Genomic DNA, 24,816 nt, shown 5'->3' on the forward strand with positions numbered 1-24,816 from the left:
CCTCTCCGGAGGGTTCGCTTGATAAGGGATTGTTCGAAGACAAAGGGTTTAAGGGATGGCTACCGTCGAAAAGATGCCGATGCTGCAGGAAGGCTATGAAACGCTGAATGCAGACCTGAAACGGCTGAAGGCGGAACGCCCGACGATCGTGGATGCGATCGAAGAGGCGCGCGCGCATGGCGACCTTTCGGAAAACGCCGAATATCACGCCGCCAAGGAGCGCCAGGGCCAGATCGAAGCGTCGATCAGCGACATCGAGGACAAGCTTGCGCGCGCGCAGGTGATCGACCCGCGCGACCTGTCGGGCGACAAGGTCGTGTTCGGCGCGACCGTCACGCTGATGGACGAGGACGACAAGCCTGTTACGTACCAGATCGTCGGCCAGACCGAGGCGAACGCCAAGGGCGGCCGCATCTCGTACAACTCGCCACTCGGTCGCGCGCTGATCGGGCGGAAGCTCGATGACGAGGTCGAAGTGACCGTTCCGTCGGGTGATCGCTACTACGTCGTCTCGAAGATCGAGTTCATCTGATAAAAAAGCCCGCCGTGCAGATGCATGGCGGGCTTTTCAGTATTCAGGCGGCGGTGCCTGGCGTGAGCAGATCCGGCTCGAGCAGACGGTGCAGGTGCACCACCACGAATTTCATCTCGGCATCGTCGACCGTACGTTGTGCGGCGGCGCGCCAAGCCTTCTCGGCGCTGGCATAATCCGGATACACCCCAACGATCTCGATCGCGGCGGTATCGACGAAGTCGGTTCCGCGCGGATCGCGAACGCGACCGCCGAAGACCAGGTGAAGCTTGCTCATGATAATGGGTTCCCGAAAACGGCAGGTTTCGCGCACCTCATAGGCACGCCCGGCCGCTTCGGGAACCTGTCATGAAGGATTATTCGTGCGCCGGGCCAGTTTTCGGCGCCGCGGCGACCGGCTTTTCGTTGCCACCCGACAGCCGAGCGGTGAGCGCGGCGGTACCCGCGGCGGTCAGCGCGTCGACGATCCCGCCGAGCAGCTTGCCCGCCTGATCCTTCGCCGAGTCGCGCGAAAGACCCAGCGACGCGAATTCCGACTGCGCGGTTTCCTTCGCCGCGCCGACCGCGCCCTTTGCGGTATCGGTCAGACGGCGACCGACCGGCGCGAACAGCCGAGCCTCGGTCTGGCTGCGCGGCAGCACCGATGCGGCGAGCATCCCGACCGCGATCCCGCCGACCAGCACGCCCAGCGGGCTGCTTTCGATCGTCTCGATCGCGCGCGCGCCAAGATCGTGGGCGGCATGCGAAGTCGTCTCGGCGGCCTTCTCGGCAGTCTCGCGGGCGGTCTCTGCGGCCTTGCCGGCGGTTTCACGGACGGTTTCGACGGCCTTGCCGACGTTGTCCCGCGCGACGTCGACGGCGTGATGCGCCTTGTCCGAAAGCGCCGCGCCCTGGGTTTGAAGGGTATCTTTGACGGTCACACTCAATCTCCTGGAATATCTATCGCTTGGGGGCTTTGGGTTTGTCGGTGCCGCGAATCGCCCGGTAGATCGGCCCGCGGGCGAGGAACAGGCCGGTCAACGCCACGCCGATCCCGGTGGCCCACGGGCGCTTCTCCGCCGTATCCATCGCGGTTTGCATCGCTTCGCCACCCCGTGTCTTGAGGGTCGCGACAACATCCGACGCGATCGTCTGCGGGTTGGCGCGCTTCTGGAGCAGGCCCATCGTCTTGGACAAGCGTGCACGCGCCGCATCGGCCCGCGCTTGTGCGGCCACGACGCGCGGGGAGGGAGCCTTCATGCTCATGCCGACACCTCTGTCGCGCCGGACATCCGCTTGAAATGCTGTATCCCGAGCATCCCCAACAGCCCCGCCACGACGAGCAGCACGCCGACGACGATCACCGTCGCCCAGACCGGGCCGACCAGCGGCGTCAGGATCATCAGCGCGCCGACGACCAACGCAATCGCTGCCAACAGTCCGATCACGGCCGCTGCTGCCACCAGCACGACACCCGCCTTGGCCTCGTCGACCTTGGCGAACAGTTTGGCCTTGCGCAGGTCGATCTCGGCACGCGCGACCTGCTCGGCGTCCGACACCGCGCGGGACAGCAATGCCCCGACGCTGTCGTCCACCGTAGCCGGCGCGAGGTTTTTCAGGGTCTCACCCATTCCGGCTCCCGTCACGCTGCGATCAGGCCTTGGGGTCGCTGTCGACGGCAAGCCCGGACTGGATCAGCCGCACCAGCACGAAGCCGAGCGCCGCCGCCGTGCCGATCGCAATCGCCGGGCTCTTCTGGACGAACCCGCGCGCGTCGTCGATCAAGTCGTCGAGCTCCTTGGCCTTCAGCCCTTCCGAGAAGCCCTGGACCTTGTCCGCGGCGGTCCGCGCATACTGGCCGTACTGGGCGCCGAGCTTGTCATCCACGGTGCCCGCAGCATCGTTGATCATCCGGACGATCTCGTCGAGCGCGGTCCCGGCGCGCGCCTTGCCGTCCTCGGCATAGGTCTTGGCGCGATCGACGACTTCCTTGCCGAGCTTGTCGGTGCTGTCCTTGAACAACTGCGCAGCACCGCTGGTCAGCTTCGCGGCTTCGTCGCGCGCGGAAGAGGCGGCATCCTTGGCGGCACCAGCGGCGGCATCGATCTTCTCGTTAGCGGCGGCGCGCGCATCTGCGCCCGTCTGGGATCCTGGGGTCGTGGCCATGATAATGCCCTCCAATTGTTACTTGTCGACAATAAGCGGTCCGGACCGCGCCTAGTTCCATCGGTCGCGCACGAATTGCGGCGGCGAAGGTTAGGCGATAGAGGCACCCGCGACGCTATTCCGAAATCGTAGAAGGATCGTTCCGTGACCGCAATCATCGACATTCATGCCCGCACGATCCTCGACAGCCGCGGCAACCCCACGGTCGAGGTCGACGTGATGCTGGAAGACGGCAGCTTCGGCCGCGCGGCGGTCCCGTCGGGTGCCTCCACCGGAAAGCATGAAGCGGTCGAGAAGCGTGACGGCGACAAGAGCCGCTGGGGCGGCAAGGGCGTCGACCAGGCGGTCGAGGCGGTCAACCGCGAGATCGCCGACGCGGTGCTCGGGCTCGAAGCCGAGGACCAGCGCGACGTCGACCATACGATGATCGAGCTCGACGGGACCGAGAACAAGCATCGCCTCGGCGCGAACGCGATCCTCGGCGTGTCGCTCGCGGTCGCCAAGGCCGCTGCCGATGCGCGCAGCCTGCCGCTGTACCGCTATGTTGGCGGTGTCGCTGCGCACGTCCTGCCGGTGCCGATGATGAACATCATCAACGGCGGCGAACATGCTGATAACCCGATCGATTTCCAGGAATTCATGATCGTGCCGGTGGGTGCGTCGTCGATCCTCGAAGCGGTGCGGTGCGGGTCGGAGATCTTCCACACGCTCAAGAAGGGCCTGCACGACAAGGGTCTCGCGACCTCGGTCGGCGACGAGGGCGGCTTCGCGCCGAACATCGCGTCGAATGACGAAGCGATCGAGTTCATCCTGCGCTCGATCGAAACCGCCGGCTACAAGCCCGGCGAGGACGTGATGCTCGCGCTCGATTGCGCGGCGACAGAGTTTTACAAGAACGGCAAGTATGAGATTTCGGGCGAGGGCAAGAGCCTCAGCAGCCACGAAATGGCCGAATATCTCGCGGATCTCGCACGCCGCTACCCGATCTTCTCGATCGAGGACGGCATGGCCGAGGACGATTTCGAGGGCTGGAAGGCATTGACCGACCTGTGCGGCGACACGGTCCAGCTGGTCGGCGACGATCTGTTCGTCACCAACCCCAAGCGGCTCGGGCAGGGGATCAAGGACGGTCTCGCCAACTCGCTGCTGGTGAAGGTCAACCAGATCGGCACGCTGACCGAGACGCTCGAAGCGGTATCCATGGCGAATCGTGCGAAATATACCGCGGTGATGTCGCATCGCTCGGGCGAAACCGAGGATTCGACGATCGCCGATCTCGCGGTCGCGACCAATTGCGGACAGATCAAGACGGGCAGCCTCGCGCGCTCCGACCGGCTCGCCAAGTACAATCAGCTGATCCGCATCGAGGAGGAGCTCGAGGGCGCGGCGGTCTATGCGGGGCGTTCTATCCTTCGCGTCTGAAGTCTTTGAAAAATACGTCTTGATCCACGAGTCGCGATGCGCGAGAATCGCGACCGTGATCAAGCGCCGCTCCAATGTCCGAATGATGCTCCGCCGCGCCGTCGCGCCGGCGGCGTTGATGATCGTTTGGCCTGTTTTTCGGGGGCTATGCGATCTTCGGCCCGAACGGCGCGCTGGCCTATGGCGACGTGGAACGGCAGCTCGCGGTCAAGCAGAAGCAACTGGCGGCGCTCGACCGGAATCGCAGCGAATTGAAGAACCGGGTCAATTTGCTCGACCCGCGGCATGCCGATCCCGATCTGGCCGATGAACTGGCACGCAAGGATCTTGGCGTGGTGCATCAGGACGAAGTGATCGTCCCGCTGAACTAATGCGATCTGTGTGGTGAAAGCCCTTCCGCTTCAGGGGAGGGGGCGGGGTGGCGCCGTGTAGCGGACCGCCGGCATGGTTAGGTCTCTGCGAGTCCTCCCCCACCCCCAACCCCTCCCCTGAAGGGGAGGGGCGAGACAAGTCGCGCCCTACCTAAAGCCCCTCCCCTTCAGGGGAGGGGTTGGGGTGGGGCCGTGCAGCGGACCGCCGGCTGGGTCAGGTTTCTGCGAGGCTTCCCCCGCCCCCAACCCCTCCCCTAAAGGGGAGGGGCGAAACAAGTCGCGCCGTACCTAAAGCCCCTCCCCTTCAGGGGAGGGGTTGGGGTGGGGCCGTGCAGCGGACCGCCGGCTGGGTCAGGTCTCTGCGAGGCTCCCCCCACCCCCAACCCCTCCCCTAAAGGGAAGGGGCGAGACAAGTCGCGCCGTACCTAAAGCCCCTCCCCTTCAGGGGAGGGGTTGGGGTGGGGCCGTGCTGCGGATCACTGGCGGGGTCAGGTCTCTGCGAGGCCTCCCCCAATCCCTCCCCTGAAGGGGAGGGGCGAAACAAGTGGTGCCGTACCTTAAGCCCCTCCCCTTTAGGGGAGGGGTTGGGGTGGGGCCGTGTAGCGGACCGCCATCTGGGTCAGGTCTCTGCGAGGCTCCCCCCACCCCAATCCCCTCCCCTAAAGGGGAGGGGCAAAGAACAATCGCCCTACCGCCCCAAAAAAGTCAGCAGATCATTCGTAAACCGGGCGCTCTCGGTAATCGTCAGACCGTGCGGCGCGCCCTCATATTCGACCAGTTGCGCCGATGCGATCCCCTCAGCCGCACGCCGCCCGGTCGCGTCGATCGGGACGGTCTGGTCGCTCGTGCCATGAACGACCAGCGTCGGTACCCGAAACGCAGGCAAATCCGGGCGGAAGTCAGTGTGCCCGAACGACTGGGCGCACGCGAGGATCGGCTTGAGGCCGCCAAGGTTGGTCTGCGACCACGCCCACTCCACCGTCTCGCTGCTGACCGGCGACGAAATGAATCCGACCCCCAGGAACTGCTTCATGAACGTCTGGAAGAAACCGTAGCGATCCTTCTGAATTCCCTCGCCAATTGCCGCGAGTTTTTCCTCGGGGACGCCGTGCGGGTTGTCCTCCGTCTGGAGCATGTAAGGCACCACCGACGAGATCAGACCCGCCGCCACCACGCCCTTGCCGTCATGCCGGCTCATGTAGCGCGCCACTTCGCCGCCACCCATCGAGAAGCCCACGATCGTCGCATCGTTCGCGCCGGTCTGCTCCAGCACGTCCGCCAGATCGTCGGTCAGCGTGTCATAGTCATAGCCGCTCCACGGCTGGCTTGACCGCCCGAACCCGCGGCGGTCGTAGGCGATCGCCCGGAACCCGGCGTCGGCGAGCGCCATCGCCTGCGCATCCCAGCTGTCGGCATTGAGCGGCCAGCCGTGAATCAGGACGACGGGGCGACCGCTTCCCCAATCCTTGACGTAAAGGTCTGTGCCGTCGCGGGTTTTGATATAGGGCAAGGGTAAGCTCCTCGGCGTTGAATTGCCTGGGAAGAACGATGCGCACGACCGGGCGTTCCGTCCGGGGTGGCGCTCGCGGTCGCAAGCTGCCAGCTTCCCGTCGCAAACGAATCCCCTCGGGGTTCCGATCGATAGGAGCGCGAATGCGGAAAATCTGGCTTACGGGAATAGCAGCGGTAGCAATGGCGTCCTGCACGTCCGAGGCGCCCGCGCCCAAGGCAACCGCCGCGACGCTGGCGGTCTTGTCGACCACCGACTGGAAGAGCTTCCGCGACACGTTCATTGAGGACTGGTTCAAGGTTTCGCCCGCCGACGCGGTGTATCAGGGGCGGCACGATTTCGACGGCGGCCTCGGCGACTGGTCGCCCGCCGGCCTGAAGCGGCAGGGGGATTTCCTGCGCGAGGCAATCACCAAGGCCAAGGCGTTCGATGCCGCCAAGCTGGGCAAGCAGGATGCGTTCGAGCGCGACTATCTCGTCACGGTCGCGTCGGGCAAACTGTTCTGGCTGGAAGACGCCGATTTCCCGCACCGCAACCCGACCTGGTACGTCAACGCCGGGCTCGACCCGAACGTCTACATCGCGCGCAAATACGCCGATGCGCCGACGCGGATGCGCGCGATGGTGTCGTTCCTGCGCAAGATCCCGACCGCGGCGGCGCAGATCCGCGCCAACCTCAAGACGCCGATGCCGCTCAGCTACATCAACTTCGGCGTCGCGGCGTTCAACGGTTTCGGCGATTACTACACCGGCGATGCCAAGAAGGCGTTCGCCGAGGTGAAGAGCCCCGCGTTGCAGGAGGAGTTCGACAAGGCAGCGGTCGCGGCCTCGAAGGCGATGCATGATCTCGGCGGCTGGCTGGAGAGCCAGCGCGGGTCGGCGACGCAGGATTTCGCGCTGGGGGCGGACAAGTTCTCGCGGATGATCAAGCAGACCGAAGGGGTCGACGTGCCGCTCGCCACGCTCGAGGCGGCGGGGCGCGCGGATCTGGCGCGCAATCAGCAGGCGCTGACGGCAGCCTGCGCCAAGTTCGCACCGGGCGCGACCGTGCCGGCGTGCATGGCGAAGATGAACGCCAACAAGCCGATCAACGACGACCCCGTCGCCGAAGCGCGCAAGCAGATCCCCGAACTGCGCGCGTTCGTGCTCAAGAGCGACGTCGTCACCATCCCCGACCAGGAACAGGCGCTGGTCGAGGAAAGCCCGCCGTACAACCGGCAGAACTCCGCCTACATCGATCCGCCCGGGCCGTTCGAGAAGGGCATCCCCTCGGTCTATTACATCTCGCCGCCGGACCCGTCGTGGAGCAAGGCCGAGCAGGACGGTTTCATCCCCGGCAAGAACGACTTGCTGTTCACCTCGGTGCATGAAGTGATGCCGGGGCATTTCCTCCAGTTCCGCCATGCGAACAAGTCGCCGTCGTTGTTCGGCCGGTTGTTCGTCGGTTACGCCTTCGCCGAGGGCTGGGCGCATTATGCTGAGGAAATGATGTGGGAAGCGGGGCTCCACGATGGCGACCCCGAGACGCACGTCGGACAGTTGTCCAACGCGTTGCTGCGCGATTGCCGGTATCTGTCGGCGATCGGCCTCCACGCGCACGGCATGACGCAGGAACAGTCGCGCAAGATGTTCGTCGAGCAATGCTATCAGGACGAGGGCAACGCTAAGCAGCAGTCGGCGCGCGGGACCTACGACCCGGCCTATCTCAACTATACGATGGGCAAGCTGATGATCCGCAAGCTCCGCGCGGACTGGACCGCCACGCATGGCGGCCGCGCCGGGTGGAAGGCGTTCCACGACCAGCTCCTCAGCTTCGGTGGCCCGCCGATCCCGCTCGTCCGCAAGGCGATGCTCGGCGGGGACGGCAAGGCGGTGTTCTGACGCCCCAATCATGCCAAAGCCGCCGGCCTTTCGGTCGGCGGCTTCGGTCGTTCCCAGCAGGGATCAGGCGTAGGCGACCTTGCTCTTGGCGCGGTTGCGGAGCGCGAAGCCCATCATCCCGAAGCCTGCGATCATCATCGCCCAGGTCGTCGGCTCGGGCACGGCGGACAGCGACACGCTGTCGATATACCCGCCAAGCGAGTCGCTCGTGCCGATCGCCCGGAAAGTCAGTCTGGTCCGCTCGGCGACGTTGAAGGCGAACGTCTGCTGACGCCAGTCCGTCTGGCTTCCGCCGGCGCCGCCGGTCGAGGTGAAGGCCCGGTCGCCGTCCAGCAACACCGTGATGCCGTTGGACCGCGCCGCAACGCCCGGACGGTCCGAGTACCAGTAGTTCAGGACGTAGCTCCCGGCGTCGATGATGCGGCTCATCGAACTGTTGGCGTTGGTATCGAGCTCGACGAAGTTGTTGCCCGAGAATGCGCGCCCGGCGACGTTGTTATACTGGACTTCGATCCCGTTCGGACCGCCGTTCCAGCCTTCATAGCTGGTCAGCGTCGTAAAACCCGGCGCCGTTCCGAAGTCGGTGCTGTCGAAGTTGGTCGAGAAGGTGGTTGCCGCCAGAGCGGGACCAGCAAGAGCAAGCGCTGCCGAAGCAGCGGTGAGCCCGAGGACTTTCATGATACGCATTTGTTTCCTTTCCCTGTGATACTCGGAACGGAAATCATTCATTGGTAGTAGGGACTGACTCTGTACTCCGAGTGCTTAATGTCTAAGCATGACTCGTGCCAGATAGAACATTCAATATGTTACGCGGAAGTCGATCAGGGTTCTGTAAGCCGCAATGACATACGCCATCAGTACTACATACTGTCGCGTATCGAATTATCCGAAGTATTAACTATAGCTGTTAAGCAAAGATCGCCTGGAGCGAAGAACATGCCTTCGTTCCGCGGACGCGTGTATTTCCTCGGAGTAAGGTGCGACTTGGGCCTAGCGCACCGGGCTCGCAGGCTGGACGTCCGCTGCTTCCTCGGTCTTGGGCATGCGGATCGAGGGGCGCAGCCGCGCGAGACTGCACAGCCCCGCCACGAACGCCAGTCCAGCCGCGACCAGCGGCGGAGTCGTCCCGTCACCGATGCCGAGCGCGAGCAGCGCCGCCACCAGCGTCGCGCCCGTGGTCTGCCCGAGCAGCCGGGTCGTCGACACCAGCCCGCCCGCCGCGGCGGCGCGGTCGCGCGGGGCGCTGCCGATGATCAGCCGCGCGTTGGGGGGCAGGAACGTCCCGAACCCCGCGCCGCACAACGCCATCCGCCACGCCACGTCGAAATGGCTCGGGTGCGGCGGCATATAGGCGATCAGGATCAGCGCGACGATCGAGATCGCCATCCCGATCCCGCCGAGCACGCCTGCGGGGATCCGGCTCGACAGCCAGCCCGACAGCGGCGCGACGATGATGTTGGTCAGCGGCCAGGGGGCCATCAGCAGCCCCATTTCGGGCGCGGTGAAGCCGAACTCGCTTTGCAGCCGGAACGGCATCGAGATGATCAGCGTCATCGACGCGATGAACGCGGTGTACGCCCCCACCACCGAAAGCCGCAGCACCGGCCGGTCGAGCAAGTCGATCGGCAGGATCGGGTCGGGTTCGCTCCGCTCGCGCCGGACGAACAGCACCCCGACCACACCACCGACCAACACGATCGCGGCGGACACCACCGGGCTGTCGCCATGCACCGCACTTTCCAGCCCACCGATCACCAGACCGAACATCGCCGCGCACATCACCGCGCCCACCACGTCGAACGGCGTGTCGCGCGGCGGCGTGTCGGGCAGCGCGCGCCCGAGGATGAGCGATCCGATCGCAAAGGGAACGGCGCTCGCGAACACCCACGGCCACGGCGCCACGCCCAGGATAAATCCGCCGAGCGACGGCGCTAGCGCCGCACCCGCCGACACGATCGCTGAGTTGATCCCGAGCCCGCTGCCCAATTGCTTGGCAGGGTAGGTCGATCGGATCAGCGCGGACGATACGCTCAGTGCCGCCGCCGCGCCGACCGCCTGCGCCGCGCGGACGATCAGCAGGAACGGCAGACTCTTGGCAAAGAAGCACAGCAACGTCGCGACCGCGAAGACGAGCTGGCCGATCTGGTACATCCGCTTGAGCCCGATGCGTTCGCCGAGCCCGGCGAACGGCAGCAGCAGCATCACCAGCATCAGTTGATAGATGGTGACGACCGATACGACCGACGACCGGTCGACCCCGAGATCACGTGCGATCGTTGGCAGCGCAACATTGGCCACGCCGCCATCGATAATGATCAAAGCCGTGCCAAGGCACAGCGTCGCGATCGCGGCATAGCGGCGGGGCAGGGGCAGCCCGTCGATTTCTGGGGCCTGGGCCCCCGATCGCGCCGCTGCGCTATCCGTGTCGTCCGTCGACGTCGTCAACCGAGCGAGACTTCCGCAACCTTGTCCTTGTAATCTTCCTTCGGGTCGATGCCGAGCAGGAGCTTGACCCCGGCAACCATACTCGACGCGTCGATCCAGATTTGCGCGCGTTCAGCGTCGAACCGAAGCAGTCGCAGCTTGGGATCTTCCCGACCGCCCTCGAACCATGCCGCCGCGAAGCGATTCCACAACCGGTCGATCGTCGCCGAGTCGTCGTCCACGCTCAACGTGCCATGGACCGCCGCGAAAATGTCGTTCCCCTTGGAGGCGAACGTTGCCACCGCGCGCGCGCCGGGGGTCAAATCGGTGACGAGTTCGGTTTCCTTCGACGTGAAGAAATAGATTGGCCCACGATCCGCATCGCCGTCCAGTTGTGCCGTCATCGGTCGCGTGTGCCCTTCGTCGACGCCGACGAGGCCCAGCATCATCGTCATGTCCGATCGCAATGCTTTCCAGAACTTGCGTTCGATTTCTACCGAGTCCGTCATGGTCGTCTCCTTCCTACGCCGAACGGGTGGCACCGATGCCAGTTCCGCGTCCGTCCGCGCTCGGGCTACAGCCGCGCCGACACCACAGGGCGCGCAATAAATTCGGCTTGGCGCGGATCCCATTTCGAGATCGCGACGTTACTTGCTGCACCGCACCAATTTCGGTACAACGCTGTCATGAAATATCCGGACCAACAAGGCGAAACTGCAATGCCGACCGGGCCTGTGCCGACGGTCTTCGAAGCGATCGTTCGCAAGAAGTGCCTCAGCGCCGTTTACAACAAATTGCCGATCGTATTGGCGCCCCACATCATCTTCACGCGGCACGGCGAACTCTACGTCGACGGCGTCGTGCTGGAGCGGGAAGGCAAGCCGCCGCGCGAGTTCAAGGTCGGTACGTTCAAGCTGATCGGTCTGGTCGACCTGGCGCTGGTCGATCGCAATTTCCAGGTCAGCGAATTGTTCTCGCCGAGCGATCCCAAATATGCCGACACGGCGCTGATGGCGGTCGAGCACGCCTGACGTCTCGTGCTGTGACGCGACCCGTCATAGGCGGGCCGTATTGCGTAATGTCGGGTCCTGTACGCTTTGCCGCATCCGACGTCTCGCCCGGCAGTTGCGCTGACGAACGGGCAAAATCTGCCTGAACTCGTCCCGCTCTAGCGGCTGCCCGTCCATTCCGGAACCGTGCCGGGGAGCCGACGGCGGATCGCCGCGACGATCAGCAGGGCGATGATAGCGACCGATGCGCCCGCGAGCATGTCGGCCAGATAATGCGTTCCCTCCACCGGGGTCGCCAGCAACATCGCGATGTTGACGATCAGGATCGGCGTCCGGATCCGCGCAAACGGCCATGCCGCCACGATGTACAATACGGCGCTGGCGGTATGGAAACTCGGCGCCTCGACCAGACCCCGCAACGACGACAGGTCGACTTCGTGCACCAGCCGCGCGCGGAGCAGCGGCAGAAGCTGCGATTCATACAGGCCGCTTTCGGTCATGTACGGCGCGGGGCCGTGCCACAGCGTCGCGAACGGACCGTACGCCGGCCAGCACCGGAACAGCGCCAGCGCGATGACCGCGGCGACCCAGAAGCTGGCAATCAGTCCGCGCGCGGCGGCGCGTTTGTCTGCCCAGGCGCAATAGCCGAGGATGACCGCAGGGCTGATGTAGATGCTCTGGTACGCCGCGATTCCGAGGATCTGGAGCGACCGGTGCTCGGCGACGAGGTTATACCAGGCGAGCCAGTCGAAATGCAGCGTCGCGTCGATCTGTTGCAGAACGGCATCGATCGTTCCGTTCGTCTCGGCGCCGATCGGATAGGTCGAGACCGCCCCCATCAGCGAGACCGCGGTGAACAGGCCGAAGGTCTCGGCGATGTCGCGCGTCACGCGTTGCGCCGGATTGTTGGGCGTGCGGAACGCACAGCGCAGACCGAGCGCGACCGTGAAGACGGTGAGATAAACCAGGGTGCGCGGCGCGGTCGGATCGATCGTCAGGCCCGCGTCGTACATCAACGCAGCCAGGCAGACTGCGCTCACCGCCAGCGCGATGACCAGCCACTTGCCCGGGATCAGGCCGACATACGACCTCCCAACGGGATAGACTGGCGCCGGCGGCGCGAAAGGGAAGACCGTGGAATTGAACAAACGGCAGCGCCTGAAATGGACGATCGACGCGATCGTCGCAGGATTGGATCCGGTACCCAGCTGTCCCTATCCATGCCGTGAAGACATTATGACGTAAAGGTTACAAATCATCAGTCGCGCCGAGCGGAGCGGAAGGGACGCCCGGGCGCCCCTTCCTGGTCGGTTCAGCGGCAGATCTGGACGCGGCGGTGGTTGCGCCAGTCGGTCCGGCAATGACGACCGCGGTTATTGTAGCCGTGGCGGCCGTGATACCGGTCGCGACCGTAATAGCGGTCACCGCCACGGCGGTCGCCGCGCCAGTCGCGACGGTCGCCCCGATGATCGCCGCGACGATCGTCATAGCGGTGATCGTATCGACCGCGGTCGCCGCGGTAATCCTGCGCGGACGCGGTGGTGGAGACGCCGATACCGGCGATCAGGCTAGCTGCGGCAAGAATATGGGCGATCTTCATGCGATGTCCTTTCGGCCCGTCGATCGGGCTTGGCTTCAGGATATGCCCGTCGCGGACGGTATCGATGCTGAACGCACCCGACAGCGCGCGTACACATTGCACTGGCGTGGCAAACGCGGTGCGAAAGCGCCGCTACAGAGAGATGCCGAAGCGCGGCGCGATCGTGAGCATCCCGGCGTACAAGGCGATCGTGAGGCCGCACCCGAGCCCGAGCGAAAGCCAGAACCCGACGCCGCTTCGCAACAGCGCCGGGATCGCCAAGAACATCGGCAGGGAGGGGAGGATGTACCAGAACGTCGCGCCGACATGGTCCGCCATGTTCGCGGTGTCCGGTTTTTCACCCCACAGCCAGATCATCCCCAGCACCGATACCAGCGGCAACGACGCGACCAGCGCGCCGAACCCCGGATAGCGTTTGGCAAGCGTCGATGCGGCCGCGATCAGGATTCCGGAAATGAGCGCTTTGAGGGCGAGGAACAGCAACGGTCGGTCATCCTGTATGCAGGCGCCGCGCGGTGCGGCGTGGATCAGCCAATGGTCACGAAGCTGTCCATCACGCGCTTCCGCCCGGCACTCTCGAAGTCGATCTCGAGCTTGTTGCCTTCGATCTCCGCGATCAACCCGTAGCCGAACTTCTGGTGGAACACGCGCAGCCCGACCGACACGTCGCTGCGCCCCTTGTTGCCAAGGCTGATCGCGGACGACCGCGATTCCTGCACGCGGCTCGGTTCGCGCGAGAAGGTGCGGCTGGTGTAATCGCCGCCCGGTTTGGCGGACGCGCCGCCGACACCCGCCGCGCGTTGCCAGCCGGGACCGCGCCCGGTGCCGCGCGCGACGTCGGCGAAGGGATCGGCGCGTTCGGACCAGTTGGCGCGCCACAGGCTCTCGCCGCCCGCCATGCTGGTCTCGGCCTCGACATGCTCGGGCGGCAGTTCGCCGACGAACCGGCTCGGAATGCTGCTCGTCCACTGGCCGTAGATCCGGCGGTTAGCGGCATGCAGGATGATCGCACGGCGGCGCGCGCGCGTGATCGCGACATAGGCGAGGCGGCGTTCCTCCTCGAGGCTCGCGGTCCCGCCCTCGTCGAGCGAGCGCTGCGAGGGGAACAGCCCTTCTTCCCAGCCGACCAGGAAGACCGTGTCATATTCCAGCCCCTTGGCGGCGTGGATCGTCATGATCGTGACCTTGGGGTCCTCGGCGCCGGCCTCATTGTCCATCACGAGGCTGACATGCTCGAGGAACGCGCCGAGCGTCTCATATTCCTCCATCGCGCGGACGAGTTCGGTCAAATTCTCGAGCCTGCCCGCCGCCTCGACCGACTTCTCGGCCTGGAGCATCCCCGTATAGCCGCTCTCGTCGAGGATGATCCGCGCGAGATCGCCATGCGACAGCTCGGTCACCTGCGCGCGCCACCGCGCCATGTCGATCACCAGATTGCCGAGCGATTTGCGCGCCGCCCCCGTCAGTTCGTCGGTATCGAGCAACCGCGCCGCGGCGGTGACGAGCGGGATGCCCTGCGCGCGGGCCAACTGGTGGACCTTGGACACCGCCTTGTCGCCCAGCCCGCGCTTGGGCACGTTGACGATCCGGTCGAACGCAAGATCGTCCGCCGGCTGCGCGACGACGCGCAGATACGCCAGCGCATCGCGAATCTCGGCACGCTCGTAGAAGCGGAAACCGCCGACGATGCGGTAGTTGATGCCGGTCGCAATGAAGCGGTCCTCGAATTCGCGCGTCTGGTGCTGCGCGCGGACGAGGATCGCGATTTCGTCGAGGCTCTTGCCGTCGCGCTGGACTCGCTCGATCTCCTCGCCGACCCGGCGCGCCTCCTCGGGGCCGTCCCACACGCCGAGCACCTTGACCTTCTCGCCGACGTCGAGCTCGGTCCACAGCTGCTTGCCCAGCCGCCCGCTGTTGTTGGCGATCACGCCCGAGGCGGCGCCCAGGATATGCGGGGTCGAACGGTAATTCTGTTCGAGCCGGATGATCTTGGCGCCCGGAAAGTCCTTCTCGAACTTCAGTATGTTCTCGACCTGCGCGCCGCGCCACGAATAGATCGACTGATCGTCATCGCCGACGCAGGCGATGTTCTTGCGCTCCTGCGCGAGCAGCCTCAGCCAGAGATACTGGACGCTGTTTGTGTCCTGATACTCGTCGACCATGATGTATTTGAACCGGCGCTGATAGTCCGCCAGAACGTCGCGATCCCGCTGCAAGATGACCAGCATGTGCAGCAAAAGGTCGCCGAAATCGCATGCATTGAGCGCGGCGAGGCGAGTCTGGTACGCCGCGTAAAGTTCCTGCCCGCGCCCGTTGGCATAGAGCTCGCTTTCGCCCGCATCGATCTGCGCCGGCGTCAGGCCCTTGTTCTTCCACCCGTCGATCAGCCCCGCCAGCTGCCGCGCGGGCCAGCGTTTCTCGTCGAGGTCGGCGGCCTGAATCAACTGCTTGAGCAGCCGCAACTGGTCGTCGGTGTCGAGGATCGTGAAATTACTCTGCAATCCAACGAGTTCGGCATGCCGCCGCAGCATCTTCGCACCGATCGCATGGAACGTGCCGAGCCACGGCATCCCCTCGACCACGTCGCCGACCAGCCGCCCGACTCGCTCGCGCATCTCGCGCGCGGCCTTGTTGGTGAAGGTGACGCTCAGGATTTCGCTCGGCCACGCCTTCCGGGTGTTGAGCAAATGCGCGAGTCGCGCGGTCAGCGCCGCCGTCTTGCCGGTCCCGGCCCCCGCCAGAACGAGAACGGGCCCCTCGGTCGTCAGCACCGCATCGCGCTGCGGATCATTGAGGCCGCGGAGATACGGCGGTTCGGCGGGCGCTAGCGCGTCTCGGGAAACAGGAAGACTCATCGGTGAACAGGTAGGGAACGCGAGCGATCTGGGCAAGCGCGGGGTTTGCCTGACGCCGGTTCAGCCGGCTGCGACGCGGCGCGCGTCGACGAGGTCGCGCATCACCGCGATGTAGCGCGCACTTGCCCGATCGATCGTGTACGGTTCGGCGGAAGCGCGCCGTGCCGCGACGGTCGCGACGGGCTCGGACTCGACCGCCGCCGCCATCGCGTCACCCAGCGCAACCATGTCGCCGACCGGAACCACCCGCCCATATCGACCATGACCGAGCAAATCGTCGATCGAAACACAGCACCGCGTCGACACGATCGGGATCCCGGCGGCCAGCGCTTCGATCAGCACCGCCGGCACGCCCTCATAATCGGAGGACAGGACCAGGGCATCGGCCTGCGCGAGCCACGCCGCCGTCGATGCGACATGCCCCGGCATCCGCACCCGGTCGGACAAGCCAAGTGCCGCGACTTTCGCCTCCAGCATCGCCCGTTCCGCGCCCTCGCCGAGGATGGTGAGCAAGTCGCCGGGCGCGGCGATCTGCCGAAACGCTGTAATCAGCAGCGCAAAGTTCTTTTGCGGGGCGAGCCGACCGACCGCCAGATAATGGCGCCCCGGCTGGTCGCGCTGCGCCGCATCCCGTGCGTCCGCCAGATAGGCCAGGTCGTCCGTGGCCAGCGCAGGATCCTCGATCACGCTGATGCGATCGTGCGGCACGCGCATCAATCCGGCAATCTCGTCGCGCATCGCGGGTGCGAGGCCGACGAAATGATCGATCCAGCGGCCCTGAATCCGGAGCCACCGGCGATAGAACCAGCGCACTGTCACCGGCATGTCCAGCCGGACCAGACAGTTGCTGATCTTCGCAACGATCGGCGGGCACGCTGGCCCGACCAGCAACCGCAACGCCACAGCGACGACGGCGTAGGTGTTGCCCGCGCAGAAGATCACATCGGGCCGGTCTGCCCGCACGCGCCGACGCAGCGCCATAACGAGGACCAGGAACGCGAACAGTCCGTGATCATGCGACCGGGGTGCGGCGCGCGAAACGTTGCGCAAGGGGAAGGGCGGGGCAACCCGGCTATCCGACACAAGGATCTCGGCATGCGGTCCCGCATTGGTCCACGCGGCATGGAGCCGGGCGGCAACCCGTTCGACGCCGCCGGGATCAAAACCGTACAGCATCGTGACGATCCGCAACGGCGCGACAACGGGCGCATTCCCCGTCGTTTCGGACGGGTGAGCGATAGCCCCGCAAGCCGCAGACGCGACGGGCATTGTGGTGTGCTCCCCCGGCACCCCCCTCGGCGCCGCATATCCCCTACGCGCGTTTCCCTCGGGGCGAAAGTACGGCAACCACCGAACAATTTTTGCTGCAGTGCGGTGAAGTAACGACGGGTTCGGGCTGGCGTTTGTCTTGGGACAGGGCTATCGGCGCTCAACACCTGTACATTTGAACCACCCGTAACCAACCGAGTGAAGGCCTTCCTCAGCCATGGCTACTACATTGTCGGCGCCTCTCGAGACGGGGGCTGCACGCAGTCCGCGGTTGGATCACGACTTTCCTCCGGCCGGGCGCTGGGTGTTTCTGGCGGTCATGGTCGCGGGGCTGGCGTTCGCCGGGTTCAGCATCTTTAGTGATACACGCGAAGTCGGCGAGGGACTCGCGCTCGGGACGTTCGCGTTCCTGACGCTCGCACTGCTGATCGCGCTGGGTTTTGAATTCGTAAACGGCTTCCACGATACCGCCAACGCGGTCGCGACCGTCATTTATACCCATTCAATGCCGGCACCGCTCGCGGTGGTCTGGTCGGGCTTCTTCAACTTCCTCGGTGTGATGGCATCGAGCGGGGCGGTGGCTTATTCGATCATCACGTTGCTGCCGGTCGACCTGATCCTGCATGTCGGAAGCAGCGCCGGCTTCGCGATGATCTTCGCGTTGCTGCTGGCCGCCGTCCTGTGGAACCTCGCGACCTGGTTCGTCGGCCTCCCCAACTCGTCGAGCCATGCGCTGATCGGGTCGATCCTGGGCGTCGGCCTGGCGAATCAGTTGATGTCCTCGGGCACCGGCGGCACGTCGGGCGTCGACTGGAGCCAGGCGACCAAGGTGCTGACCGGCCTTTGGATGGCACCGCTGATCGGCTTCGGCGCGGCGTTCCTGCTGCTGATCGTCATGAAGTTCGTGCTCAAGAACCCGAAGCTCTACAAGGAGCCGGAGGGCAATGCCCCGCCGCCCAAGGGCATTCGCGCGTTGCTCATCTTCACCTGCACCGCGGTCAGCTTCGCGCACGGCGGGAATGACGGGCAAAAGGGCATGGGCCTCATCATGCTCATCCTCATCGGCTGCGCGCCGACTGCGTATGCGCTCAACCGCACGATGCCCGAGAGCCAGACTCCCGCGTTCGTCGCGAGTGCCAATGCCGCGTCCAACGCTTTCCAGGTCCATGCCAAGGGCGCGACCGTGACGACGGTGGACACCGCACGCGACGTGCTCACGCAGGCGCTCAAGGAGCGCAAGGCGTCGACCCCGCAGGTCTTCGCGGCTGCATCGGCACTGTCGCGCGATCTCGGCCAGCGCATCGGCGCGTTCGGGTCGCTCAACAAGGTTTCGGCGGCGGCGACGCCCAATTTGCGCAACGACATGTATCTGGTGCTCGACACCACCCGGCTTGCCACCAAGGACAAGAAAGCGGCAGCGGCCGTGTTCAGCGAGCCCGAACTCAAGGCCATTACCGGCTATCAGACCAACCTCGAGAAGGGCACGCGCTACATCCCGACCTGGGTCAAGATCACGGTCGCACTGGCGCTTGGCCTGGGGACGATGGTCGGCTGGAAGCGGATCGTCGTCACCGTCGGTGAGAAGATCGGCAAGTCGCATCTCACTTACGGGATGGGCGCGTCCGCCGAGCTGGTCGCTGCCGGGACGATCATGGCGGCGGAAGTCTACGGTTTGCCGGTGTCCACCACGCACATCCTGTCGTCCGGTGTCGCCGGGGCATCGGTCGCCAACGGGGCCGGTCTGCAGGGGCGCACCGTGCTCAACATGGCGCTGGCGTGGGTGTTGACCCTGCCGGTCGCGATGGCGCTGTCCGGCGGCCTGTATGTGCTGTTCGTGGCGATCACGAAAATGTGATCGGCGCGCCGGACCTGCCGGCGCGCCCCCGATGTTCTGATTGCTTGAAGTCTGGCCCGCGGTTTGAGCGGGTGTTCAGCCGCGACGCAGCAAGGTCAGACGCGCCTTACCGTGAACGCGGCTGACGTCTTCGACGAACCCCGCCACCTCGATCCGGTCGGGCTTGGCGGTTTCGATGCTGATCCACGTCGCATCGCCGATCCAGCCGAGCCGTGCGAGCTTGTCGAGCGCGACCGCGCCCGCATTGCTGTCATAGGGCGGATCCATCAGGATCAGGTCGAGCGGCGCGACCGCATGGCCGAGCGCGAGGACCGATTGCGCCCGCACGTCCGCCTTGGCGGAAAGCTTGGCGATATTGGTGCGGAGCGCGTCGAGCGCAGGCTTGTCCTGCTCGACGAAGATGCACGATGCGGCCCCCCGCGACAGCGCTTCGAGCCCGAGCGCACCCGACCCCGCGAACAGATCCGCGACCGACAGATCCTCGAAACTCCCGAGGCGGCTGGCGAGCATCGAGAAGAGGGCTTCTCGCACGCGATCGGCGGTCGGACGCGTCGCATCGCCCTTGGGCGCCACGAGCGGGCGGCCGCGCCATTCACCGGCAATGATACGCATTATTTACGGGTCCGTGGTGGGCGTGGGTTGGTCGGGCGGGGGGCAGGACGATCGCCCGTCGGTCGCGCGGTGCCGGGGCGCGCGCTGGCCGGACGCGAATCCGACCGTGGCGTTGCGGTGCTCACCGTTCCGGCGCCACGCCCGGGCTTCGCGCGCACGTTGCGTCCAAGCTCGGGGTTGAAGACGCGTGCAGGGCGTCCGTCCGGCGTCCGCGCGGGCGGGCGGGCCGATCCGCTCGCCGGCCGTGCGCCTGGGGTTGCGCCTGCGCCAGCGGCGGGCGTACCCGCCTTGGGCTTGGCGTCATAGAAGCGTTTGATCTTGGGCGCCTTGGTGACGACGATCCCTTCGCGGCGTGGTTCAGCGGCGGCGCGGCGCGGGTCCGCGAACGCAGCGCGGTCACTATCGTTCGCCACCGCACGCGTGATGCGCGTTGCGCTCGGGCGCGGCGCAGGGCGCGCGGCGCGCTGCGGCCGTTCCGCTGGAGGCGTGGCGGTGGCCTTGGCGCGGTCGGGCGACGGGCCCCTGATCCGCTCGGGCTGCAACATCCGCTTGGGATCCTTGCGGAACGCCGCGACGTCGTGCGCCCGCACCTCGCCGATCGCCCCGGGCGAAAGGTCGCCCAGCAGGAACGGGCCGTACCGCGTCCGGATCAGCCGCGAGACCTTGAGCCCGAGGAATTCGAGGACGCGGCGGACTTCGCGATTCTTGCCTTCGGTCAGGATCATCTCGATCCAGACGTTGGCGCCCGTGCGGCGTTCGAGATTGGCGTTGATCGATCCGTAGCGGACCCCCTCGATCTCGATCCCGTGGATCAGTTCCTCGAGCTGGTCCTGCGTGACCTGGCCATAGGCGCGCGCGCGATATGCCCGCTCGACTCCGGTCGACGGCAGTTCGAGCTGTCGCTTCAATTCGCCGTCTGTGGTAAGCAGCAACAGGCCTTCGGTGTTGAGATCGAGTCGCCCCACGGGCACCAGCCGCGGTAAATCCTGCGGCAAACGGTCGTAAATCGTCGGTCTTCCGGCAGGATCCCGCTCGGTAACGAGGAGTCCTGACGGTTTATGGTACAGAAACAGACGCGTTTCGGCGGCGGCTGCGACCGGATTTCCGTCGACCGTCACCCCCTCGAGCGACGCGAGAATCGTCGCGGGCGTCTCGATCACCACGTCGTTCAGGGCGACGCGCCCCTCCGCGATCATCCGTTCGACTTCGCGCCGAGACGCAATTCCGGCGCGCGCCAATAGCTTGGCGATCCGCTGCTCGTCGTCGGCGCGTTCGCGTGGGGTGGTGGCGGCGCCCGGCGCGGCAATTTTGGGGGGACGGTATTTTGACACGCCGCCCTGATACCCAAAATCTTCCACGAGTGTTGAACAAAAAGATTTGCGCCCGATCTCGTAGCCGAGCGTTAAGGCACGGGTGCGTAACGAGGGCGGAACGCACGATGCCATTCTCGGCGTGGTACAGAAGGTGGGGCACCGGACATGCTGTTCGGACGGAAAAAGCGGCGGATCTGCAAGCTGTTGCTCGTCGAAGACGAGCCGCTGGTGGCATTCGATACCGAGCATTACCTCCGCGAGGCGAACTATGAGATCGTCGCGACGGTCGATCGGGTCGCCGACGCAATCACGGTAATCGACCTCGACGAGGAACTCGACCTGGTCCTGGTCGATATCAGCCTCGCCGATGGCAGCGGCGTCGACGTGGCGCATGCCGCACACGCTAAGGGCATCGCCGTGCTTTTCGTGACCGGCCAGTGCCCGCAAGGCGCTCGAGAAATTGCCGCCGGATGCCTCGCTAAACCGTATGCACAGCGCGATTTGCTTGCATCGATCTCTGCGATCGAGGCGGTGCTCGACGGCAAGGTTCCGAAACGGATTCCGTCTGGCTTCAGTCTGTTCGGGCAGGCGATCTGAGCGCAACCCGGCGTGTTGCGACGGGTCCGCTCTTCCGCTCCGCGTTTTAGGCGTTAGGGTCCTGCGCGACGGAAACCGGATTTCGCGGTAGGGGCAATAGACGCATGGATGGCATGAGCGGGCGCGACCGTCGCTGGTCGGATGGCATTCGCCCGTATTTCGAAAAGGCCCCGCTGGCGGCATTGGCGCTCGGGATTTCGTCGGGGTTCCCGTTCGCGATGATCGGCGCGACCCTGACGACGCGCCTCGCGCAGGACGGCATCACCAAGTCGACCGTCACCGCCTTCAGCCTCGCGTTTCTTGTCTATAATCTCAAGTGGTTATGGGCATGGATCGTCGACGGCTTCCGCCTTCCCGGCATTGGCGCGCTCGGTCAGCGTGTGTCCTGGCTGATCGTCGCAGGCCTGCTGGTAATCGCGGCGGTTGCGCATCTCGCGCTCATCGATCCCAAGGCTGACATCTTCGCCACCGCAGTCGCGGCGATCCTGGTGGGCGCGGCGGGCGCGACGTTCGATATCGTGATCGACGCCTATCGCATCGAACTGCTCGAACCGCGCCAGTTGGGCGTCGGATCGGGCATGTCGCAATATGGCTGGCGGCTCGGGTCGGCGGGGGCGGGGGCGGTCGCGCTGGTCGTTGCAGCGCGCTTCGGTTGGGCGAATGCGTATCTTGTCTGCGCTGCGTTCGCCTTGCCCGCGATGCTTGCCGGGTTGATTTGCGGCGAACCGGCAAACCGACGGGCTCCGGAAAAGCGGCGTCCAGGGTTCGCCAGTCTCGGCACGTCGATTCTCGGACCGTTCCTGCAATTCTTCCAACGCCGTGGCGCGGCGCTGGTGCTGTTGTTCATCCTGATCCACAAGATCGGCGATACGCTGGCGAACCTCACGTTCCGACTGCTGTTCGACTCGCTCCACTTCACCAACGACGAGATCGCATTCTACGACGTGTGGATCGGTTTCCTCGCCTTCATGGTCGGCATTTTCGTCGGCGGAATCCTCTACACACGGCTTGGGCTCAAGCGGTCCGTGCTGGTGTCGCTGATCCTCATGATGCTCTCGAACCTCAGTTTTGCGGGTCTGGCGGCGGCGGGGCATTCCAATCTCGGCATGGCCTCCGCAATCGGGTTCGAGAATTTCTCGAGTGGGATCGGCGGGGTCACGGTCATTGCCTATTTCTCGGCACTGACCAATTCCCGCTTCACCGCTGCCCAATATGCGTTGATCTCGGCAGCGGCGAGCATCGTCGGGCGCTTCGTCACCGGGACGACCGCTGGCGGGCTGATCGACTCGATGGGGTATGTGAATTTCTACCTGCTCACGACGATCGCGGCGCTGCCCGGCGTGCTGCTCTTCTGGTGGATGAGCCGAAGTGGCCTGATCGATGCGTCGATCGGCGCGACCGAGGACGCAACGCACGACCAGGTGTTCGACTAGACCTTACTCCGCGGTGATCGGACGCCCTGCATCGGCAAAGGCCTGTGCCACGATGCAGATGCTCGCAAGGATCCCGTCCGGGCTTCGCAGTCCGATGAGGTCGCTCAGCAACAGGCGCGCGCTGTCTGGCGCGATTTCTGCCCGGGTTACGATCGTCAGCAAAGCATGTTCCGCATGCGTCGTGCGGCGGCAGCAGCATGGCGCGATCGCGATTGAGCACTTTGCGCCGCCTGCAAGGTCCGCCATCATCGCGCGAAGCAGCGTGAGCGGACGTCGAAATCCAGCGCCGAACCCTTCCAGCAATGCGTGCGCGGCGAACGCATCGTTGAGCCCGTGCGCCCCCATCCGGCGGAACGCGAAAAGGAACAAACGCGCGTTTGTATCCTCGGGGAGGGGGTGCGGGAGTGCCGCAGCAAGCGCCGGTGCGGTAGGCTGATTCGAGGACATGAACGGATACTCCTTCGGGTGGAGCAATCCTCTTCCAGTCGCTATTGCAAGTCAATCGCAATAATATCGGTCAGTCCGGTAGTTCACCGTTCGCCAGGAGCACCTCGCCCGCGAGGTAGAGCGAGCCCAGGACGAGTACGATCGGCGGTTCTGCCTGATCGGCGATTTCGGCAATATCCCGGAGCGCGCCAGCGACGTCATCCGCGGTATGTGCAGCGATGCCGAACCTGTGGGCGATCGCGGCAAGCGCTGCGGGGGCATGATGCGCGTGCCCCGAGATCGGCACCGCGTGGAGTGTTGTCGCGATTCCGGCGAAGGGCGCCAGCAGCCCGGCAGGATCCTTGTTCGCCAGCATGCCGAGCACGAGATGGACTTCGCTCCGCCCGATCCCGGGATTGGCAATCGCGCGCAAGGTGGCCGCGATCGCCCCGGCGGCAGCGGGGTTGTGCCCGCCGTCCAGCCATACCTGGCTTCCAGGCGGCAGCAGACCGACCAGCGGCCCCGGGTGCAAACGCTGCATCCGCGCGGGCCAGTGCGTGCCACGCGCGGCGGCCGAATAAGCATCGGCTGGGATCGTCAGGACCGTCTGGTGGCGAAGCATCGCGATGGCGAGCGCCAGATTGCCGGGCTGGTGCGGACCCGCCAGGGCGGGCAGCGGCGTTTCGACGGTACCGTTCGCGTCCTCGTACCGCAGGGTCGTGCCGTCGACATGCATTTGCCATCCGCAACCGAGCGCAATCACGGACGCCTTCGCATGACGCGCGATTTCGGCAACACGTGCCGCACTGTCGGTTTCGTACGTCATGGTGACGAGTGGGACGCCGGCCTTGGCGATCCCAGCTTTCTCGCCGGCGATCTCAACCGCGCTGTCGCCAAGGAAGCTCTGGTGATCGATCCCGAGTTGCGCGATTCCGGTGACCAGCGGGTGCGCGATCACGTTGGTCGCATCGAGCCGTCCGCCGAGCCCGACCTCGATCACGCATGCATCCGCAGGTGTCCGCGCAAAGGCGAGGAATGCGGCGGCGGTGGTGACCTCGAAGAAGCTGGCACCGATGTCTCCGCCAGCGTCCAGCACCTCTTCGAGCAACGCTGCGAGCAGGGTGTCGTCGATGAGGCTTCCGGCGATCCGGATGCGTTCGTTGAACCGCACGAGATGCGGGCTGGTATAAGCATGGACCGTCAGGCCCGAGGCCTCCAGCGCGCTGCGCAGGAACGCGCATGTCGAGCCCTTGCCGTTGGTGCCCGCGACATGGAACACCGGCGGGAGCCGATCCTGCGGATTGCCGAGCCGACCGAGCAGCAGCGTGATCCGCTCGAGGCCGAGGATGTCGGCACCGGGAGACAGCTTCCATAGCCGGTCAAGCTGCGCCTGAACGGCGGTATTCTCGGAGACGGCGTGGTCCATTTCTTACTCCCTCTCCCCTCCGGGGAGTTTGGGGGCGGCTATGCCCCCGGCATGGCCTAAACATCGCGGGGCGATGTTTACCCCAAACTGGCCGGGGAGAGGGGCAGTCCAGCACGCCACTCCAACCGTACTGCCC

General features: G+C 65.4%; 25 protein-coding genes and 1 pseudogene. 8 read left to right on the plus strand and 18 right to left on the minus strand.

All coding sequences use genetic code 11. From position 1 onward, the window contains the following. The first annotated feature begins 55 nt into the window (after positions 1–55). Complete coding sequence (greA, locus tag ABIC16_RS09085; protein ID WP_242186948.1) at positions 56–532, plus strand: transcription elongation factor GreA; 477 nt, start codon at positions 56–58, stop codon at positions 530–532. Between the two features lie 43 nt (positions 533–575). On the opposite strand, the gene ABIC16_RS09090 is transcribed toward greA, so the two are convergent. The 5 genes from ABIC16_RS09090 to ABIC16_RS09110 form a co-directional block, all read right to left on the minus strand. Next, positions 576–809, minus strand: a complete 234-nt coding sequence (locus tag ABIC16_RS09090) for a DUF4170 domain-containing protein (protein WP_354290830.1) — start codon at positions 807–809, stop codon at positions 576–578. Between the two features lie 79 nt (positions 810–888). Beyond that, a complete protein-coding gene (locus tag ABIC16_RS09095; RefSeq protein WP_277970902.1) occupies positions 889–1,452 on the minus strand; it encodes a hypothetical protein in 564 nt (187 codons plus the stop codon). 19 nt (positions 1,453–1,471) lie between these two features. After that, on the minus strand, positions 1,472–1,777 hold the full coding sequence (locus ABIC16_RS09100) for a DUF3618 domain-containing protein (RefSeq protein ID WP_354290831.1): 306 nt from the start codon (positions 1,775–1,777) through the stop codon (positions 1,472–1,474). After that, positions 1,774–2,142, minus strand: coding sequence for a phage holin family protein (locus ABIC16_RS09105; RefSeq protein ID WP_354290832.1), 369 nt, complete (start codon positions 2,140–2,142; stop codon positions 1,774–1,776). Before ABIC16_RS09105 ends, ABIC16_RS09100 begins: the two co-directional genes overlap by 4 nt. A 22-nt stretch (positions 2,143–2,164) precedes the next feature. Next, complete coding sequence (locus ABIC16_RS09110; RefSeq protein WP_354290833.1) at positions 2,165–2,677, minus strand: hypothetical protein; 513 nt, start codon at positions 2,675–2,677, stop codon at positions 2,165–2,167. Positions 2,678–2,821: 144 nt separating this feature from the next. Between ABIC16_RS09110 and eno the strand changes: the two genes are divergently transcribed. Then, positions 2,822–4,099 (plus strand): phosphopyruvate hydratase, encoded by a 1,278-nt coding sequence (gene eno / locus ABIC16_RS09115; RefSeq protein ID WP_277970906.1) that lies wholly within the window; start codon positions 2,822–2,824, stop codon positions 4,097–4,099. An 82-nt stretch (positions 4,100–4,181) separates the two neighbouring features. Continuing rightward, a pseudogene (locus ABIC16_RS09120) lies at positions 4,182–4,470 on the plus strand (FtsB family cell division protein). A 688-nt stretch (positions 4,471–5,158) separates the two neighbouring features. On the opposite strand, the gene ABIC16_RS09125 reads toward ABIC16_RS09120, so the two are convergent. After that, entirely contained in the window at positions 5,159–5,980 is an 822-nt protein-coding gene (locus tag ABIC16_RS09125) for an alpha/beta fold hydrolase (RefSeq protein ID WP_354290834.1), read from the minus strand. A gap of 143 nt (positions 5,981–6,123) precedes the next feature. Here ABIC16_RS09125 and ABIC16_RS09130 point away from each other — a divergent pair, with 143 nt between their 5' ends. After that, positions 6,124–7,860, plus strand: coding sequence for a DUF885 domain-containing protein (locus ABIC16_RS09130; protein WP_354290835.1), 1,737 nt, complete (start codon positions 6,124–6,126; stop codon positions 7,858–7,860). Between the two features lie 63 nt (positions 7,861–7,923). Here ABIC16_RS09130 and ABIC16_RS09135 read toward each other — a convergent pair whose 3' ends face one another. From ABIC16_RS09135 to ABIC16_RS09145, 3 genes are all read right to left on the minus strand, one after another. Beyond that, positions 7,924–8,547 carry a PEPxxWA-CTERM sorting domain-containing protein gene (locus tag ABIC16_RS09135; RefSeq protein ID WP_354290836.1) on the minus strand — a complete coding sequence of 208 codons (624 nt, stop codon included), beginning with the start codon at positions 8,545–8,547 and terminating at the stop codon, positions 7,924–7,926. Positions 8,548–8,850: 303 nt separating this feature from the next. Continuing rightward, a complete protein-coding gene (locus ABIC16_RS09140; RefSeq protein WP_354292293.1) occupies positions 8,851–10,242 on the minus strand; it encodes an MFS transporter in 1,392 nt (463 codons plus the stop codon). Between the two features lie 59 nt (positions 10,243–10,301). Continuing rightward, complete coding sequence (locus ABIC16_RS09145) at positions 10,302–10,793, minus strand: pyridoxamine 5'-phosphate oxidase family protein (protein ID WP_277971403.1); 492 nt, start codon at positions 10,791–10,793, stop codon at positions 10,302–10,304. 177 nt (positions 10,794–10,970) lie between these two features. Here ABIC16_RS09145 and ABIC16_RS09150 point away from each other — a divergent pair, with 177 nt between their 5' ends. Next, positions 10,971–11,315 carry a hypothetical protein gene (locus ABIC16_RS09150; RefSeq protein WP_277971404.1) on the plus strand — a complete coding sequence of 115 codons (345 nt, stop codon included), beginning with the start codon at positions 10,971–10,973 and terminating at the stop codon, positions 11,313–11,315. A 137-nt stretch (positions 11,316–11,452) separates the two neighbouring features. Here the strand turns inward: ABIC16_RS09150 and ABIC16_RS09155 are convergent, their stop codons facing one another. The 5 genes from ABIC16_RS09155 to ABIC16_RS09175 form a co-directional block, all read right to left on the minus strand. Next, entirely contained in the window at positions 11,453–12,442 is a 990-nt protein-coding gene (locus tag ABIC16_RS09155; RefSeq protein ID WP_277971405.1) for a phosphatase PAP2 family protein, read from the minus strand. 164 nt (positions 12,443–12,606) lie between these two features. After that, positions 12,607–12,996 (minus strand): hypothetical protein, encoded by a 390-nt coding sequence (locus ABIC16_RS09160; protein WP_354290837.1) that lies wholly within the window; start codon positions 12,994–12,996, stop codon positions 12,607–12,609. A 30-nt stretch (positions 12,997–13,026) separates the two neighbouring features. Further along, positions 13,027–13,377 carry a DUF3147 family protein gene (locus ABIC16_RS09165; RefSeq protein WP_354290838.1) on the minus strand — a complete coding sequence of 117 codons (351 nt, stop codon included), beginning with the start codon at positions 13,375–13,377 and terminating at the stop codon, positions 13,027–13,029. A 44-nt stretch (positions 13,378–13,421) separates the two neighbouring features. Beyond that, positions 13,422–15,749: an ATP-dependent helicase gene (locus ABIC16_RS09170; RefSeq protein ID WP_354290839.1), complete on the minus strand. Its 2,328-nt coding sequence runs from the start codon at positions 15,747–15,749 to the stop codon at positions 13,422–13,424. Between the two features lie 60 nt (positions 15,750–15,809). Next, on the minus strand, positions 15,810–16,925 hold the full coding sequence (locus ABIC16_RS09175; RefSeq protein WP_354290840.1) for a glycosyltransferase: 1,116 nt from the start codon (positions 16,923–16,925) through the stop codon (positions 15,810–15,812). Between the two features lie 310 nt (positions 16,926–17,235). On the opposite strand from ABIC16_RS09175, the gene ABIC16_RS09180 reads away from it, so the two are divergent. Next, positions 17,236–18,873 carry an inorganic phosphate transporter gene (locus tag ABIC16_RS09180; protein ID WP_277971410.1) on the plus strand — a complete coding sequence of 546 codons (1,638 nt, stop codon included), beginning with the start codon at positions 17,236–17,238 and terminating at the stop codon, positions 18,871–18,873. A gap of 75 nt (positions 18,874–18,948) precedes the next feature. Here the strand turns inward: ABIC16_RS09180 and rsmD are convergent, their stop codons facing one another. Next, positions 18,949–19,485 carry a 16S rRNA (guanine(966)-N(2))-methyltransferase RsmD gene (gene rsmD / locus ABIC16_RS09185; protein WP_354290841.1) on the minus strand — a complete coding sequence of 179 codons (537 nt, stop codon included), beginning with the start codon at positions 19,483–19,485 and terminating at the stop codon, positions 18,949–18,951. Next, the gene (locus ABIC16_RS09190) at positions 19,485–20,816 is read right to left on the minus strand and encodes a pseudouridine synthase (RefSeq protein WP_354292294.1); all 1,332 of its coding nucleotides are present in this window, start codon (positions 20,814–20,816) and stop codon (positions 19,485–19,487) included. The genes rsmD and ABIC16_RS09190 overlap by 1 nt, the downstream gene beginning before the upstream one ends. Positions 20,817–20,963: 147 nt before the next feature. Here ABIC16_RS09190 and ABIC16_RS09195 point away from each other — a divergent pair, with 147 nt between their 5' ends. Both ABIC16_RS09195 and ABIC16_RS09200 read left to right on the plus strand, forming a co-directional pair. Beyond that, complete coding sequence (locus tag ABIC16_RS09195; RefSeq protein ID WP_354290842.1) at positions 20,964–21,395, plus strand: response regulator; 432 nt, start codon at positions 20,964–20,966, stop codon at positions 21,393–21,395. 104 nt (positions 21,396–21,499) lie between these two features. After that, positions 21,500–22,828: an AmpG family muropeptide MFS transporter gene (locus ABIC16_RS09200; protein WP_354290843.1), complete on the plus strand. Its 1,329-nt coding sequence runs from the start codon at positions 21,500–21,502 to the stop codon at positions 22,826–22,828. Positions 22,829–22,831: 3 nt separating this feature from the next. Here the strand turns inward: ABIC16_RS09200 and ABIC16_RS09205 are convergent, their stop codons facing one another. Together ABIC16_RS09205 and ABIC16_RS09210 are read right to left on the minus strand one after the other, a co-directional pair. After that, positions 22,832–23,275, minus strand: coding sequence for a DUF6628 family protein (locus ABIC16_RS09205; protein WP_277969919.1), 444 nt, complete (start codon positions 23,273–23,275; stop codon positions 22,832–22,834). A gap of 70 nt (positions 23,276–23,345) precedes the next feature. After that, entirely contained in the window at positions 23,346–24,680 is a 1,335-nt protein-coding gene (locus ABIC16_RS09210) for a bifunctional folylpolyglutamate synthase/dihydrofolate synthase (RefSeq protein ID WP_354290844.1), read from the minus strand. Positions 24,681–24,816 lie beyond the last annotated feature (136 nt).

Source organism: Sphingomonas sp. PvP055 (assembly GCF_040546365.1).
Taxonomy (GTDB): Bacteria; Pseudomonadota; Alphaproteobacteria; order Sphingomonadales; family Sphingomonadaceae; genus Sphingomonas; species Sphingomonas echinoides_A.

Excerpts from the sequence above, each read along its gene's own strand:
- ABIC16_RS09180 (WP_277971410.1), top strand. The coding sequence starts at position 17,236 with ATGGCTACTACATTGTCGGCGCCTCTCGAGACGGGGGCTGCACGCAGT.
- greA (WP_242186948.1), top strand. The coding sequence starts at position 56 with ATGGCTACCGTCGAAAAGATGCCGATGCTGCAGGAAGGCTATGAAACG.
- ABIC16_RS09100 (WP_354290831.1), bottom strand. The coding sequence starts at position 1,777 with ATGAGCATGAAGGCTCCCTCCCCGCGCGTCGTGGCCGCACAAGCGCGG.
- ABIC16_RS09110 (WP_354290833.1), bottom strand. The coding sequence starts at position 2,677 with ATGGCCACGACCCCAGGATCCCAGACGGGCGCAGATGCGCGCGCCGCC.
- ABIC16_RS09175 (WP_354290840.1), bottom strand. The coding sequence starts at position 16,925 with ATGCTGTACGGTTTTGATCCCGGCGGCGTCGAACGGGTTGCCGCCCGG.
- ABIC16_RS09170 (WP_354290839.1), bottom strand. The coding sequence starts at position 15,749 with ATGAGTCTTCCTGTTTCCCGAGACGCGCTAGCGCCCGCCGAACCGCCG.
- ABIC16_RS09105 (WP_354290832.1), bottom strand. The coding sequence starts at position 2,142 with ATGGGTGAGACCCTGAAAAACCTCGCGCCGGCTACGGTGGACGACAGC.
- ABIC16_RS09200 (WP_354290843.1), top strand. The coding sequence starts at position 21,500 with ATGGATGGCATGAGCGGGCGCGACCGTCGCTGGTCGGATGGCATTCGC.
- ABIC16_RS09150 (WP_277971404.1), top strand. The coding sequence starts at position 10,971 with ATGAAATATCCGGACCAACAAGGCGAAACTGCAATGCCGACCGGGCCT.
- ABIC16_RS09210 (WP_354290844.1), bottom strand. The coding sequence starts at position 24,680 with ATGGACCACGCCGTCTCCGAGAATACCGCCGTTCAGGCGCAGCTTGAC.
- ABIC16_RS09130 (WP_354290835.1), top strand. The coding sequence starts at position 6,124 with ATGCGGAAAATCTGGCTTACGGGAATAGCAGCGGTAGCAATGGCGTCC.
- rsmD (WP_354290841.1), bottom strand. The coding sequence starts at position 19,485 with ATGCGTATCATTGCCGGTGAATGGCGCGGCCGCCCGCTCGTGGCGCCC.
- ABIC16_RS09090 (WP_354290830.1), bottom strand. The coding sequence starts at position 809 with ATGAGCAAGCTTCACCTGGTCTTCGGCGGTCGCGTTCGCGATCCGCGC.
- ABIC16_RS09195 (WP_354290842.1), top strand. The coding sequence starts at position 20,964 with ATGCTGTTCGGACGGAAAAAGCGGCGGATCTGCAAGCTGTTGCTCGTC.
- ABIC16_RS09135 (WP_354290836.1), bottom strand. The coding sequence starts at position 8,547 with ATGCGTATCATGAAAGTCCTCGGGCTCACCGCTGCTTCGGCAGCGCTT.
- ABIC16_RS09205 (WP_277969919.1), bottom strand. The coding sequence starts at position 23,275 with ATGTCCTCGAATCAGCCTACCGCACCGGCGCTTGCTGCGGCACTCCCG.
- ABIC16_RS09145 (WP_277971403.1), bottom strand. The coding sequence starts at position 10,793 with ATGACGGACTCGGTAGAAATCGAACGCAAGTTCTGGAAAGCATTGCGA.